This window comes from Rhodococcus sp. ACS1, assembly GCF_002300155.1.
Classification (GTDB): domain Bacteria; phylum Actinomycetota; class Actinomycetes; order Mycobacteriales; family Mycobacteriaceae; genus Rhodococcus_F; species Rhodococcus_F koreensis.
This window is the reverse complement of the sequence record NZ_NSDZ01000013.1, coordinates 223,762-238,109: the sequence shown is the minus strand read 5'-3', so window position 1 is coordinate 238,109 and position 14,348 is coordinate 223,762. Positions and strand designations below refer to the sequence as shown.

The following is a 14,348-nucleotide window of genomic DNA, read 5'->3' as shown; positions in this document are numbered from 1 at the left end:
CTATCACATCAGGCGCCGACGACCCGTGCAATTTCGTCATGAAGGAGCCCGATCCACAGCATTCCTGGCATCCCGCGCCTCGGACTGACGACCGCGGAGATCGCCAGAGTTGTGCGCTCGAATATGCAAGCAATGCTCAGGCATGCTCATCCTGCGCGTGCTCGACGATCCAGGCCGCGATCTGGGCTCGTGAGGTGAACCCGAGTTTGGTGAGGATGTGTTCCACGTGGCCCTGCGCGGTGCGTGGGGATATCGCGAGTTGGGTGGCGATGGCCTTGTTGGTCAGACCCTGGGCGACCAGGTTGGCGACCTGCCGCTCACGCTTGGTCAGGTGTGTTGTGTGATCGGCGGGCGGTGCCGCACCCGGGGTGTGCTCGCCGAGGGCGTAGGCGACGGCTTCCTCGAACCCCAGGGTCGCACCCTCCTGGCGGGCAGCCTCGAATGCTCGCTCACCGAGTACCCGGCTGGTCTGCCGCTCACACTCCTTGTGGCGGGCGAGCAGGTTGTGGAACAGCACCGGGGAGCTCCCGAGGGACCGGCCCAGCGCCTCGGCGGCGCCCAGCAGGACGGCGGCGCGTTGTGCGTTGTCCTGGTCGGCGGCGATCCATGCCCGTGCCTCCAGGGTCACGGCGGCAGTGAGCGGTTCGTCCACCAGTCGGGTCAGCCGCAGGCACTCTTCCAGTAACCGAACCGCTCGATCGCGATCGCCCTGCTGCAGGACCGCCACCCCCATGGCCCACAGCGAGTATGACCGAAAGACCGATTCGCCGTGGGCTTCGGTGATGTCGAGCACCTGCTGATGGCAGGTGATGGCCCGGGTAGCATCTCCCTGCAATTCGTACGCCAGCCCGAGCATCATCAGAATCCATACCCGCTCCGACAGGTTGGCGCGGGCGCCGAACACCTCGAGGGCTTCCTCCAGGCGGGTGCAGGCGCGGGGAGTATCGCCGCTGTAGAGGGCCAGGAGTCCGTCGGCATGGGCGACGCGCGCGTGGACCACGGGATCGGTCATCTGTTCGGCCAGCGCCTGCGCCTGCGCGACCAGGTCGCCCGCCGCTGTGAGGTCGCCCTGCACGTCCGCCAGCACGCTGTCGGCGTACAGCGCTTCGACTCGTGCCGCGGTCGCCCGCCCGGCCCCGTGGGCGAGGGCGCGGTCGAGCCAGTGCCGTCCCTCGCTGAGCAGGCCGCGGGAGAGCCAGAACTGGAACAGGGCGGCGGCGATCCGCAGCCCTGCGGTGGCGTCGTCGCCGGGCCCGGACAGACACAATTCCATCGCCTCGCGCAGGTTCGGTTGTTCCCGCTCGAGGCGTGCGATCCACTCCCGCTGCCGGGGACTGATCCACTCGGCGTCCGCCTGTAACACCAACTGCTGGTACCAGTCCCGGTGCCGCCGCCGCAGCCCCGGGTGCTCCCCGGACTGCTCGGACTTCTCCCGGCCGTAGTCGCGCAGCGTCTCGAGCATCCGGAACCGCACCACCGGGCCCGCGTCCTCCCGGATCAGGATCGACTTGTCGACCAGCGAGGTCACTACGTCGAGCAGGTCCTCCGGGGCCACACCCTCGCCGCAGATCACTTCCGCCGCGTCCAGTTCGAAACTGCCGGCGAACACCGACAGCCGCGCCCACAGCTGCTGTTCCCGCGGTGTGCACAGGTCGTGACTCCAGTCGATGGACAGTCGCAGCGTCTGCTGCCGCGTCGGCGCACCGCGGCTGCCCAGGGTGAGCAGCGCGTACCGGTCGGTGAGCCGCTGCAGGATCTGCTCGGGCGACATCGCCCGCAACCGGGCCGCCGCCAACTCGATCGGCAGCGGCAGGCCGTCGAGTTGTCGGCAGATCCGGGCCACCGTGACCCGGTTGTCCTCGGTGACCTCGAATCCCGGCACCGCGGCGGCGGCCCGCTGCGCGAACAACGTCACCGCGTCGTACCGGGGGACCCCGTGCAGGGTCGGCTCGCGGTGCGGGTCGGGGGCCGTCAGCGGCGGCACGCGCAGCACCGCTTCCCCACCGAGGGTGAGGGGTTCGCGGCTGGTGGTCAGGACCCGCAGCTCCGGGCAGCTGCGCAGCAGCATCTCGGCCAGTGCGGCGACCGCATCCACCACCTGCTCGCAGTTGTCCAGCACGAGCAGCAGGTGCCGGGGGGCGAGGAACTGCGCCACCACGTCGTCGAGCCGGCGCCCGGACCGATCCCGCATCCCCAGGGCGGCGGCCACCATGTCCACCACCAACGACCCATCCTGCAACTCGCCCAGTTCGACCCATCGCACCCCGTCACCGAATCCCCGCCGGACATCGGCGGCCACCCGCAGGGCGAGGCGTGTCTTGCCGACACCGCCGATGCCGGTCAACGTCACCAGACGCGAGATGGACAGCAGGTTCCTCGCCTCGGTGAGCTCGTGGCGGCGACCGACGAAACTGGTGAGCTCGAGGGGCAGGCCGCCGACCGAGGTCCGGACGGCGGGCACCGTCGATGGTGTGGCCCGAGCCGCCGTGGTCTCGGCAGGGTCCGGGCGGGCGCGCGCCGGATCCAGATCGCGCCGTGTTGCGCCCGGTTCGCCGATCAGGGCCATCTCGTCGACCGGGAGGCCCTGGTCGTGTTGGATCCGGCGCAGTTCATCACCGACTTCGGCGGCGGTGGAGGGACGCTCCCGCGGGTCTGCAGCCATGGCCCGTTCGATGACACCGCTCACCTCGTCGGGGATCCCCTGCTCGCGTAGGTCGGGCACCGGCTGGGTGGTGATCCGCAGGAATTGCGCGACGACCTGTTCACCGCTGCGGCGTTCGAAGGCGGCATGCCCGGTGAGGGCGCTGAACAGGGTGGCGCCGAGGCTGTAGATGTCCGAGGCGGGGCTGGGGGGCTCGCCGCTGAGCACCTCGGGGGCGGTGAAGGCCGGTGATCCGGTGACGGTGCCGGTGGCGGTCTGGAAGCCGCCGGCAACGTGGGCGATGCCGAAATCGGTCAACTCCGGCTCGCCGTAGTCGGTGAGCAGTATGTTCGCCGGTTTGACGTCCCGGTGCAGGATGCCGAGCCGGTGCGCCGACTCCACCGCACCCGCCATCTTCACTCCGAGCCGCAGCGCCTCGCTCAACGGCAGCGGACCGTCGCGGCGGATCCGCGCATCGAGGGAATCCTGCGGGTGAAAGGGCATCACGATGTATGGCAGGCCGCTGTCGGTGGCACCGACCTGCAGAATGTTGACGATGTTCGGGTGCCCGGTGAGCCGGCCCATTGCCCGCTGTTCCCGGAAGAACCGGGCCCGGTTCTCCTCGTCGAGTTCCACGGTGAGCACCTTCACCGCCACCGTGCGATCCAGCTCCGCCTGGGTGCAGCGGTAGGCAACACCGAAACCACCGCGTCCAATTTCGTGGGCATCCTCGAACCCGGCCGCACCCAGCTCCGCCGTGACCGACGCAGCCTCGGCTCGCTCTGTCTCGAACGGATCACCTGCGGCCATCAGCGTGTCCTCGCTCCGTCTCCCCAACGATGTCGAGAAAGAGGACCTCGTTGGTACGACCCTCGAGGATGCACCATGCCACTCACCTCAGAAAGTTGTGCCTTCAGGATAACGATCCCTGTGGATTACCCCGGACTTCTCGAAAGATGAACGACGTTGGCGCAGACCGATCGGTCTGGTCGCGACAACCGGTGAACGCGCAGAGCGTTCATGCCCGCGCGTCGCGTCGAACGATCTCTCCCGGGTCCGGGCTTGCTGGGCTCGTGGGCGGCTCGTTCGCGTTCGGCCTCACGCTCAGCTCGGCGCTGTGCACTGTGCGCAGCCTCTGCGGCGCGTTGCTCGCGGGGGAGGGGGACCGTCCAGTCGATTCCAGACAAACGCCAGAGCGAATCGGCGTCGCTTCTAGCAGGTGACCCGACCGTGGCCTTTGTGCGTAATCGGCACCCCCCGGGACCACGTCGGGTGCCGTCGACGGACGCAAGTCGCCAGGCGCGCGCGTGGCGGTCGGGTCATCGTCTCAACGGACCTGGCGGAGATCCTGTCGTGCAAGCTTAGTGGTCTGATTCGTTAATTCGTCGGGGGTTGTTGCCAGGCGGTCGGGTCGGCGAGGTAGAGCCCGCAGGCGCAGTCGAGGGCGTCCTCGGGGGTGCCTGCGAAGTCGCCGCTGGGCAGGATCGAGTCCTGGTACTTGCCGCTGCTGGCGAGGTGGATCGCGAATCCCCACGAGCGGGCCGATCCTCCGTAACGCAGCCGCATCAGCGGTAGGACGGTGCCGTCCGGCAGTGTCGCATCGACGTAGGCGAAGGATCCTCGAAATCGGGCGTCGACGTCACGCAGTTGCGGCCAGCGGGCGCGAGCATGGTCGAACAACCGAAGGCGCAGCGAGTTCTTCGTCGATTCCGGTGGTGTCGGCACAGTGTTCATCGTGCCCGATGACCACCCGTGTCGGTCGCCAACCTCGGGGGTGTCGCACGCGAAGGTTGGGGCATGTGTGGTGAATGTGACCTGATGGTGCTGCTGTGGTGATGGTCAGTCCGTTCCAGGTCGCGTTGGACGACGTCGACCGCGTCGAGCTCGAGCGGCGGGTGCGGGCGGGCAACACCCCGCAGAAGGTGGTGCTGCGCGCGGTGATCGTGTTGCTGGCCGCCGCCGACGCCTCGAACGCGGCCATCGCCGACGAACTCGACATCTGTGTCGATACCGCCCGCAAGTGGCGGGCCCGGTTCTGCGCCAAGGGCATCAAGGGATTGGCCGACGCGCCCCGTTCGGGGCGCCCACCGGTGTACACCCCTGCAGAGGTGGCCCGGGTCAAGGCGTGGGCGTGCGAGTTGCCGGCCGAGCACCAGCTGCCCCTGTCGCGGTGGAGCGCCCCGGAACTGGCCCGCCAGTTGCTGACCGACGGTATCAGCGCCTCGGTGTCGACGGTGCGCCGCTGGCTCACGCAGGACACCCTCAAACCCTGGCAGTACCAGTCGTGGATCTTCATCCGGGATCCACAGTTCGAGACCAAAGCCGCTGTCGTCCTCGATCTGTATGCCCGCAGGTACGACGGCATCGAGCTGGGCGCGGACGAGTACGTGATCTCCGCGGACGAAAAACCCTCCATCCAGGCCCGTCGCCGTTGCCATGACACCCAGCCGGCCGGCAAAGGCCGTCCGATGCGAGTCAATCACGACTACCGCCGCGGTGGGGCGTTGGCGTATCTCGCGGCCTACGACGTCCACCACGCCCGGGTGTTCGGTCGATGCGAACAGTCCACCGGCATAGTGCCGTTCACCGCCCTGGTCGATCAGGTCATGACCTGCGAGCCCTATGCGTCGGCGCAACGCGTGTTCTTCGGTCGTCGACAACGGATCCTCGCACCGGGGCCGGGCCGCGATCGATCGGCTGTCCGCGAGGTATCCGAACGCGGTGATGGTGCACACCCCGGTGCACGCGTCGTGGCTCAATCAGGTCGAGATCTACTTTTCTATAATCCAACGCAAAGTGCTCTCACCCAACGATTTCGAAGACCTCGATGCTGTCGAACGGCGCCTGCTCACCTTCGAGGAACGGTACAACGCCACCGCCGTGCCGTTCAAGTGGCGCTACACGATCACCGACCTGCACCGGCATCTCGAACGACTCGACCACCACGATCGAACCCTGCAAGCGGCATGACCCCCGACGAATTAACGAATCAGACCACTTAGTGCGCAGCGTTCAAAGAGGATTCGCTTCGAACTAGCGTCGACGACGGCCGAGTAGTTCGTTCTGAGAATTGTTTGCAGGATTGATCATCAGCACGAGAATTCGGGCGAATCTGAACATCTAGTCATGCCTCACTTCGAATGCGGTGGTTACGAAACCAATCGATGACGTTTGGGAGCCTGTCCGCGAAACTGTTTCCGAACGCATTCCTCGGCATGGGGGATTCGACTCGCGGTTGACTGATTCCGTGGGCGGAAATCGAGTCGTGGGGTCAGCACGGTGCCGACCGATGCGAGCAGCCCTGACTCAGGCGCCGGCCAGACGTCATCTTGCCGGGTACGTCGACGCGCTCGGAGGAGGAATGCACGCGCTCGGTGTGCAAACAGCAGCTGAACGACTCAGGGAAGGAGGCCGTCAACCGCAGCTTCGGCCAACGCGTCACCGAACTCGTCGGCACCGAGCGCACCTTCCGGGTCGTACCATTCCGAAGCCGAGGTAAGCATGCCGATGACTGCCAGGGCAGCGATCCGCTCGCTTCGGGCCTCTCGGAAGCTACCCTCCTGCACGCCGTCTCGATAGATTCGCCGGAAGATGTTCTCGTACTGCTTCCGGAGGCCGACGATCTCCTTCTGTGCGTCCCCGCCGAGGAACTGCCACTGGTGGAAGGCGACGCGGGTTTGGGCGAGGGTCTTGGCGAGAACCTTCACGTGTGCGCGAATTGCCGCACGCATGCGTTCGGGTGCGGGATCATTCGACTCGGCAATGGGGCGCAGTTCGTCGAGGTAGTTGGTGATGCCGTCGTGCACGACCTTCTCGAGAAGTTCTTCCTTGCTGTTGATGTGCGCATAGAGGCTGCCGGGACGCAACCCGACTGCCTCGCTGATGTCGCGCATCCCGATAACGGGGAAGGTGCGCTCGCTGAATAGTGTCAGCGCCGCCTCGTAGATTTCGGCGAACGTCACGGGGCCGCTTCTCGCCGCGCGTGCCGGCCCGCGTTGCTTGGTCGGTTGCGTCCGGGGCGTCCTGGCCGAGCCATTCCGGAGCCCAGTTCAGTGCCCCGAGAATGGAGAACACCGCGTACTGGACGTCGAGGTCTCGTCGGAATATCCCGGATGCCATTCCGGAGTGGAGGCAGTCACGGTAGAAGCGCTCGTACCGTTGACGGGAGGCGATCACCTCGAGCCGATTGTCCGAGTTGAGGTATCGCCATTGGTGGAAGACGATCCGCACCCGCGCAGGGTTTTCGGCAACCAGCCGCATGTGGGTGGCAATGGCTTGTCGTAATCGAACGTCCGCGGGGCCGTCGTCGATGCCGTCAAGAGCGGCGACGAACTGGTCGACGCCCGCCCGGACGATCGCATAGAGGATCTCTTCTTTGCTGTCGACGAAGCCATACAGGCTTCCGGGTAACATCCCGACGCTCTTGGCGATGTCCCGTACCGAGGTGGCGGGATAGTCCCGTTCCCCGAACAACGTGGTCGCTGCCGCGAGGATGGTGTTCCTCGTCGCCGCGGCATCTGCTGTTCGCCCCACCCTGTCCATGTCTTTTACCTTATCGAATTATGTGCGGTTCGAAGGACATCATCTTTTGCGGTAGCGGTCGGGCCGGTGTCGCCGGGTGCCTGGTTGAACCGCGGCTCTCGCTTCTCCAAGAAGGCGTTGACACCCTCCCGGAGATCGGGGCCGTAATGGAGCGCTGACACCGCCCAGAAACTGTTGGTCATCGACGTGGCCAGGTCGACCTGCCAGCTCGACCGCAGTGCCTGCTTAGCCCATGCTTAGCCCGAATGCACCGATTCGTTGATGTTGTCGCTGTGAATTCCGTTTTGTGGCAGCGGGTGGGGTGTGGGCGTGGGTGATCGTCCGACCTGGTGTGTCGGGTTGTTCCACTGAGTCTTTCGCATCGAGGGTGGGCATGTGTGACCGGTGTTAGGTGATGATCGGCTGATTTCGACCGAAGGTGCTGTCAAACAAGTTGTGCCACGCTGTTTCCCACGGCCAGTGCGTGGGTAGGTGCAGCGTCAACCGTCTTGCGGAGGAAGCGATGCGTGCGGGGACCGAGACGAGGGTGCGCCGGAGGGTGCCGGTGGTCGCTTTCGTCAGCTTCGGGTCAGCCGTGAGGGTGCCGGCGGCGCGGGTGAGATTGAACGCCATCACCGCGCAGACCAGCCAGGCGGCGTTCGCCGAGAACGAGTTCGACGGCAGATGCGCGAGTGCGGAGTTCTTCAGGTCCGCGTGCACCTGCTCGACGATCGCGTGCTGACGGTGGGTTTTGTCGGCGTCGACGGTATCGAGGTCGTCGGGGTCGGTGGCGGTGAAGAATGCGTGGAACCGCCAGAGGTCGAACAACGTGCCCTGGCCCTGGTCCTTGGGCGGTCGCAGGTCGGGGATGCGGCGCACCACCAGCCGCCCGGGGATCCGGTGGGCCTTCTTCTGCGAGGCGAACGCGGTGAACGGTATCTCCGCGACCTCCGCCCGCGAGATCCAGGTGTCGGTGCCCTCGTCGTAGACGGCGTCGGTGTACTCGATCGGCGTCCACGCGGACTCGTCGGCGTCGATGGATGCGATCGCACGTTTGATGGTGGAGGTCAGGCGCACGGTGACCGACACATCGGCACCGGCGCGAATCGCGGCACCAATGGTGGGATGGCCGTAGAACGCCGAACCGCACCGAATCAGGGGTTTCGACGCGCCGTCACCGCTCGAACAGCCAATGTGCGCCCCGCGGGCCTGGGAACGCAGCCGGTCGACGGTGGCCAGGGCGTCGGCGACCATGCGGGCGGCGCCGCGCGGGGAGCCGCAGGCTCCTCGGCGCAGGCGTTGGGTGAGGATCACCGGCGCAGCGGTCTCGGTGGTGACGGTGGCGATGAGGGCGTTGAGCCCGCGCACGCCGGAGTAGCCGTATCCGGAGCCTTGGTTGCCGTGGCCGTGGACCTCGATGATCGTGTCGTCGATATCGACCAGCACCCGTCCGGTGTCGATGCCGGTGACCAGCGGGGTCTTCTCGGCGAGGTTGCTCAGGAACCGCGAGGCCACGGCGTCGAGTTGCCGGACGTGCCCGAAGCTGAACTGGCGGAGGAACGATCCCAGCGTCGACGGCGCGTAGGGCCGGTCGAATATCGTTCCCATCGCGCCGTGCCGCAAGATCGCCAGGTCGGCGATGCTGTCGGCACCGCCGACCATCCCCCCGACCAGCGAGGCGACCTTGCGGCCCGGGTTGGCGCCCTTGTCGGTCGGCACGCTCAGCTGCTGATCGGCGAGGGTGAGCAGGCCGCTGGCCTGCGCCAATGCCATCACCGGGACCAGTCCCGCGGTCGCCACCAGATTCGGGTCGTCGAACCTCGCCGCCGCGACGGGTCGGGTATGAGATAGTTGCATCTACGAGATGCCCTTCGTCGTGGCCGAATTGTTTCTGTGAGAAGTTCAATTCTTCCACTACGACAGGGCATTTCGCCGTTACGACCCACCCACGGACTCGTCCAGATCGGTGCATCCAGGTTAAGCACGGTGCTGTGGGAGCCCCGGGGTGAGATTCCCCGGGGCCACCCGACCCTCGGCCATCGCGTGGGGCAGTTGGTGCTGGTGTTGTTCGGCGTGTCGCCGCGGCATGAGGCGACCACCACCTGATCATCTTGAGGTTCCTTCCACAGAACTTTCGAGACGAAAACAGGCGGTGGCCGTGAGTATCAGTGTGCCCGATCGGTGGGCGGTCGGGGAAGAATCGGTCCCCGATCCGCGTGTCGACCTGGTGTCGTTCCGCGAAGAGTTCTACCGGTGTCTGCCGACCCGAGGTGATGCCTTGTTCGAGTTGACCGATGCGCTGCTGTGTTCCGGCACCGCGGTTCGCACCCTGGTCGAGTTGTCACTGGCCGCCGAGCATCGGCGCGGTCACGGCGCCCTGTACGACGCAATCAACTGCGGCAGAGTAGATTTCACTCGGCTGCGGCGCGCCCTCGGCGGGCTGACGATCCCGTGTGATCGTGGCGGCCGGATCGTTCTGGCCGTCGATGTCAGTGCCTGGTTGCGCCCGGATGCACCGACGAGTCCGCAGCGCGGGTTCTGCCACGTCTACGGTCGCGGGAAGAATCAGGCGCAGCTGATCCCGGGGTGGCCGTACTCGTTCGTCGCCGCACTCGAGACCGGGCGTACCTCGTGGACGTCGGTGCTCGACGCGGTCCGCTTGCGCCCCGACGATGACGAAACCGCTGTGACGGCGACCCAGGTGCGTGAAGTGATCACGCGGTTGCGCGAGGCCGGGCACCACCGCGACGGCGACCCGGACATTCTGCTGGTGTTCGACGCCGGATACGAGTTGGCGCGGTTGGCGTTCGTGCTCGCCGATCTCCCGGTGCAGGTGTTGGGTCGGATGCGTTCGGACCGGGTGCTGTGCTTCCCGGCGCCGCCACCGGGCCGTACTGGGCGCCCACCCCGGCACGGCCCCGAGTTTCGATTCGCCGACCCGATTACGTGGCCTGCACCCGAGACCACCTCGAGCACCGAGACGGACCGATACGGCACAGCCTCCGCTTCGGCGTGGAATCGGTTGCACCCTCGACTCGTTCATCGTGGCTCGTGGGCTCAGCACCCGGGGCCGCCACCGATCGTGGAAGGCACGGTGATTCGGTTGACCGTCGACCACCTTCCTGGGGACCGGCATCCCACCCCGGTGTGGCTGTGGTGCTCGGACCCGGGCGTCAGTGCCGACGATCTCGACCGGTTGTGGCAGCTGTTTCTGCGGCGCTTCGATCTCGAGCACACCTTCCGCTTCTTCAAGCAGACGTTGGGGTGGACCGCACCTCGGCTCCGCAGTCCCGAGGCGGCCGACCGCTGGACCTGGATCGTGCTGGTGGCCTACGGCCAACTCCGGCTCGCCCGTCCTCTGGCCGAGGACTTACGCCGCCCGTGGGAACGGCAAGTCCCACCAACACGATTGACGCCGGCGCGGGTTCGTCGAGGGTTTTCGCGCACCCGCGCGACGATGCCTGTTCCGGCCAGTGCACCGAAACCCAGTCGACCCGGACCCGGACGCCCACCCGGATCGAAAAACACCCACCGCGCACCGCATCACCACGTGGGCAAACGCGCCGAAACCAAAGGTAGAAAACCCGTCGGGGCCGCCTGCCCAGGTTAAAAATCAAGCTAAGCAACCGTTCGTAAATTCCCGTGCCTCTTCCCTACCGTCCAAAGGTTGAGCTCGAGATCGCACGAAGGCAACTCACAGTTTGTACTGCGAAATTTGTGTGTGATCACAGCGACAGCACGCATCCTCTGTGACACCGTTCACAGGAAGCGAGCGATAGAACAACGTGACAGATAGGAACCGAGCGTGAGCGCAAAAGGCTTGTTCGACATCGAGATTCCGCACCCGAACCAGCTCTTTATCGGGGGACGGTGGGAAGACCCCCAATCGAACGAAACGGTGGACGTCCTCAATCCGTTCGACGGGAAAGTGCTGAGCGCGCTGCCGGAACCGTCCGTCGCGGATGCCGACCTTGCGGTAGCACGGGCCCGCTCGGCGTTCGAAAGCGGACCATGGCCCAGGATGTCGATCGATGAGCGAATTGAGAGCATACTCCTGCTGCGCAAGGCGATCGAAACTCGTTTGCCGGACATTACCCGGGTGTGGGCTTTGGAAGCAGGGATGCCGGTATCGACGGGGTCGGCCTTTGGCGAGGCAATCATGGTTCTTATCGACGACGCGATCAACATCGCGAAAACAGTAAATCTCCGCGAGCGGCGGACGACCGCGCTCGGTGAGGTAGAGATCCGCCATGAGCCGGTAGGAATCATGCTGGGGATTCTGACCTACAACGGACCGCTGATCGAGTTCGCCTTCACAGCCATTCCAGCACTACTTGTCGGGAATCCCGTGATCGTCAAGCTGCCTCCCGAGAACCGTATGATTGGGCATTTCTTGGCGAGCGCCGTCGAGGAGGCGGGCCTGCCGGAGGGTCTGGTATCAGTCATGACTGCTGGAACCGAAGTCAGTAAACATCTTGTTGCACACAAGGATATCGCTCTTGTCCACTTCACCGGAGGCACCGAGATCGGTGCCGACGTGGCAGCCGTGTCCGCACAGCGCTTGGCGAGAGTCACGCTCGAGCTGGGTGGCAAGTCGGCCGCGATCGTAGCCGACGACATTCCGCTCGACCAGGCAGTTCCACTGCTGCTCGGCGGCATGGCCACCTACCAAGGCCAGCAGTGCGTGGCCTTGACTCGGATTCTGGTGTCGGACGAGCGTCACGACGAGCTGGTCGAGCGGCTCATCGAAGGGCTGGAAGCAATTGAGATCGGCGACCCACTGGACCCCGAGATTTCATACGGACCCATGCCGAGTGCACGAATCCGGGATCGATCGGAAGGTTTCATCAAGCGTGCAGTGGAACAGGGAGCTGTGGTCGCTACCGGAGGACGTCGCCCGGCCGCTTTCGACGGTGGCTTCTACTTGGAACCCACGCTACTGACGAACGTGACCGAGGAGATGGAAGTCGCTCAAACCGAAATCTTTGGCCCGGTATTTTCCGTCCTGCGGTACCAGGACATTGACGATGCTGTACGTATCACGAACAACACGCAGTACGGCCTTCTTTCCGCGATCTTTACCAACGACGATGCCTTGGCCTGGGATGTCGCGGGGCGGGTGCAGGTCGGTGCCTTCGCTATCAATGGGACCTCCCCATGCCTGACAGCCCCCTACGGCGGCGTCAAGGCATCCGGCTATGGGCGAGTGGGCGGTGCGGAGGGATTGCTTGAACTCACCAACGTCAAGCAGATCATTATCCCCACAGGTCAGTAGGCGAGACAGCGCGGCGCCGTCGACGGGCCGGTAGCAATGACGGGAATGTCGACGGCGGGCGTGTGAGGCCTTGTACTGGCCCGCTCTACTTCGATTGTGCAGCCGCTGGCTGCTCCGGATGCCGGGCTTCGGGCCCTGAGACGTCCACCGCGTTTATGGTTTGATTCAGAAAGGCTCTAGTCCATGAAATATGACTACATCATCGTAGGAGCGGGTTCGGCTGGGTGTGTCCTGGCTAATCGGTTGTCGGAGAACCCGAACAACAAGGTGTTGTTGCTCGAGGCGGGTGGGTCGGATAAGAATCCGCTTGTACTGATCCCGAAGGGGTTCTTTTTCACGATGCAGGATGACCGGTACTCGAAGCACTTCGAGACGCGTCCGTTCGGTCCGACCGGAGCCGTAGACAGTTGGGCACGCGGTCGGATGATTGGTGGGTCGAGTTCGATCAACGGCATGATCTACAACCGCGGTTGGGCACCAGACTACGACGCGATCGAGGCGGCAGGGAACCCTGGCTGGAACTGGACGGCGTTCCTCGATGCGTTCAAGACGATCGAAGATCACCAGCTCGGTGCGTCCGAATTACGCGGCGCGGGCGGCCCACTTGGCGTATCGGTGGCCACCAAGCGCGAACCCGTGTGTGAAGCGATGATGGAATCGGGTATGGCGATGGGTTGGGAACGCAGCTTGGATGCCAATTCGAGCGACAATGAGCGGATCGGTTACGTGCCCTCCACCATCAAGAATGGCCTGCGTGTGAGTGCCGCTCGTGCGTTCCTCAAGCCGGTGCGAAATCGGACGAACCTGACGGTGCTTGAAAAGTCCACCGTGGGCCAGTTGCTCTTCGACGGAAATCGTGTTGTCGGTGTGAAGGCGAAGCGCAATGGATCGGTGGCCGAGTTCCGGGCGATCAAGGAAGTCATCCTCGCTATGGGCGCATTAGAGACCCCGATGGCGTTGGAACGATCGGGCATCGGCAGCGGAAAGGCCTTGGCCAACGCCGGTGTGGAGATGCGCGTTGAGAGTCCGAACGTCGGGGAGAAGATGCTGGAGCACCGTGGCATAACACTACAGGCGAAGCTGAGGAAGGGCCTTGGGTACAACAAGTTGTTGTCATCGATGCCACGGCAGGCTCTGACTGGAGCCAAGTACCTTGTCCAGCGGAATGGGCCGATGGCGGTCGGTGGCTATGACGTTATCGCGTACGCGAAATCGTCGCCCGAGCTCGACCGGCCCGACTTCCAAGGCTTGATCGCGCCGCAGTCGACTGCGGCCGGTAATGTGACTGATGGGAAGGTCCACGTGGCCAAGGAGCCCGGTCTGATGTTCATCGGTATGGCGTTGCGGCCGACCAGTGAGGGCTCGGTCCATATTTCGGGCCCCGATGAGGACGCTGCCCCAATCATTGATCCGAATTACCTGACCAGTGAGTATGACCAAAATGTGACGACCAAAATCTTGCCGAAGATTCGAGAGCTCCTTGCCACCGGGCCGTTGGCCGACATGGTCATCGCAGAGGAGGCACCCGGCAAGAATGTGAGTACTGAACAGGAATATCTTTACCAAGCAGTCGTGAACGGGGGAGCGGGGTATCACACGCTCGGTACCTGTGCGATGGGCCCGAGCGACGAGGATGTCGTTGACTCGCGGTTGCGCGTGCGTGGCGTCGAGGGTCTACGTGTGGTCGATGCTTCGGTTTTCCCGCGGATGGTGTCGGGTAACTGCAACGGCCCGACCATGGCCATGGCCCATATCGCCTCCCGCATGATCCTCGAGGACCATTAACGTGGCGGATCCGACGTCGCGACGTCGATTTTCGCCAGGGATGAAGAAGTTGTCGGGTTGTAATGCTGCTGATGTGCTGACCGTCGGTCTCGTGGGGTGGAGGGTCATCCTCGGATGGGGTGGTAG

8 protein-coding genes and 2 pseudogenes are annotated in these 14,348 nt (G+C 64.8%); 5 read left to right on the top strand and 5 right to left on the bottom strand.

Going from position 1 to position 14,348, the window contains the following annotated elements:
• Nucleotides 1-136 precede the first annotated feature (136 nt).
• On the bottom strand, nucleotides 137-3,451 hold the full coding sequence (locus tag CJ179_RS47365; protein WP_095866095.1) for a protein kinase: 3,315 nt from the start codon (nucleotides 3,449-3,451) through the stop codon (nucleotides 137-139).
• Between the two features lie 567 nt (nucleotides 3,452-4,018).
• A complete protein-coding gene (locus tag CJ179_RS47355; protein WP_005265649.1) occupies nucleotides 4,019-4,366 on the bottom strand; it encodes a hypothetical protein in 348 nt (115 codons plus the stop codon).
• A 110-nt stretch (nucleotides 4,367-4,476) separates the two neighbouring features.
• Here CJ179_RS47355 and CJ179_RS53570 point away from each other — a divergent pair.
• Together CJ179_RS53570 and CJ179_RS53565 are read left to right on the top strand one after the other, a co-directional pair.
• A pseudogene (locus CJ179_RS53570) lies at nucleotides 4,477-5,193 on the top strand (IS630 family transposase); the annotation flags it as partial.
• 70 nt (nucleotides 5,194-5,263) lie between these two features.
• A complete protein-coding gene (locus CJ179_RS53565) occupies nucleotides 5,264-5,611 on the top strand; it encodes a transposase (RefSeq protein ID WP_257016296.1) in 348 nt (115 codons plus the stop codon).
• A 428-nt stretch (nucleotides 5,612-6,039) separates the two neighbouring features.
• Here the strand turns inward: CJ179_RS53565 and CJ179_RS53560 are convergent, their stop codons facing one another.
• The 3 genes and pseudogenes from CJ179_RS53560 to CJ179_RS47330 form a co-directional block, all read right to left on the bottom strand.
• Nucleotides 6,040-6,603, bottom strand: coding sequence for a TetR/AcrR family transcriptional regulator (locus CJ179_RS53560; RefSeq protein WP_257016272.1), 564 nt, complete (start codon nucleotides 6,601-6,603; stop codon nucleotides 6,040-6,042).
• 70 nt (nucleotides 6,604-6,673) lie between these two features.
• Nucleotides 6,674-7,183, bottom strand: a pseudogene (locus CJ179_RS54330) (TetR/AcrR family transcriptional regulator); the annotation flags it as partial.
• A gap of 387 nt (nucleotides 7,184-7,570) precedes the next feature.
• On the bottom strand, nucleotides 7,571-9,019 hold the full coding sequence (locus CJ179_RS47330) for an IS1380 family transposase (RefSeq protein WP_095866092.1): 1,449 nt from the start codon (nucleotides 9,017-9,019) through the stop codon (nucleotides 7,571-7,573).
• 301 nt (nucleotides 9,020-9,320) lie between these two features.
• Between CJ179_RS47330 and CJ179_RS47325 the strand changes: the two genes are divergently transcribed.
• The 3 genes from CJ179_RS47325 to CJ179_RS47315 all read left to right on the top strand — a co-directional run bounded on the left by CJ179_RS47325 (nucleotide 9,321) and on the right by CJ179_RS47315 (nucleotide 14,222).
• Nucleotides 9,321-10,772, top strand: coding sequence for an NF041680 family putative transposase (locus CJ179_RS47325; protein ID WP_257016271.1), 1,452 nt, complete (start codon nucleotides 9,321-9,323; stop codon nucleotides 10,770-10,772).
• A gap of 195 nt (nucleotides 10,773-10,967) precedes the next feature.
• Complete coding sequence (locus CJ179_RS47320) at nucleotides 10,968-12,437, top strand: aldehyde dehydrogenase family protein (protein ID WP_257016270.1); 1,470 nt, start codon at nucleotides 10,968-10,970, stop codon at nucleotides 12,435-12,437.
• A gap of 183 nt (nucleotides 12,438-12,620) precedes the next feature.
• On the top strand, nucleotides 12,621-14,222 hold the full coding sequence (locus tag CJ179_RS47315) for a GMC family oxidoreductase (protein WP_095866090.1): 1,602 nt from the start codon (nucleotides 12,621-12,623) through the stop codon (nucleotides 14,220-14,222).
• Nucleotides 14,223-14,348: the final 126 nt, after the last annotated feature.

Excerpts from the sequence above, each read along its gene's own strand:
- CJ179_RS47365 (WP_095866095.1), bottom strand. The coding sequence starts at position 3,451 with ATGGCCGCAGGTGATCCGTTCGAGACAGAGCGAGCCGAGGCTGCGTCG.
- CJ179_RS53565 (WP_257016296.1), top strand. The coding sequence starts at position 5,264 with ATGCGTCGGCGCAACGCGTGTTCTTCGGTCGTCGACAACGGATCCTCG.
- CJ179_RS47330 (WP_095866092.1), bottom strand. The coding sequence starts at position 9,019 with ATGCAACTATCTCATACCCGACCCGTCGCGGCGGCGAGGTTCGACGAC.
- CJ179_RS47315 (WP_095866090.1), top strand. The coding sequence starts at position 12,621 with ATGAAATATGACTACATCATCGTAGGAGCGGGTTCGGCTGGGTGTGTC.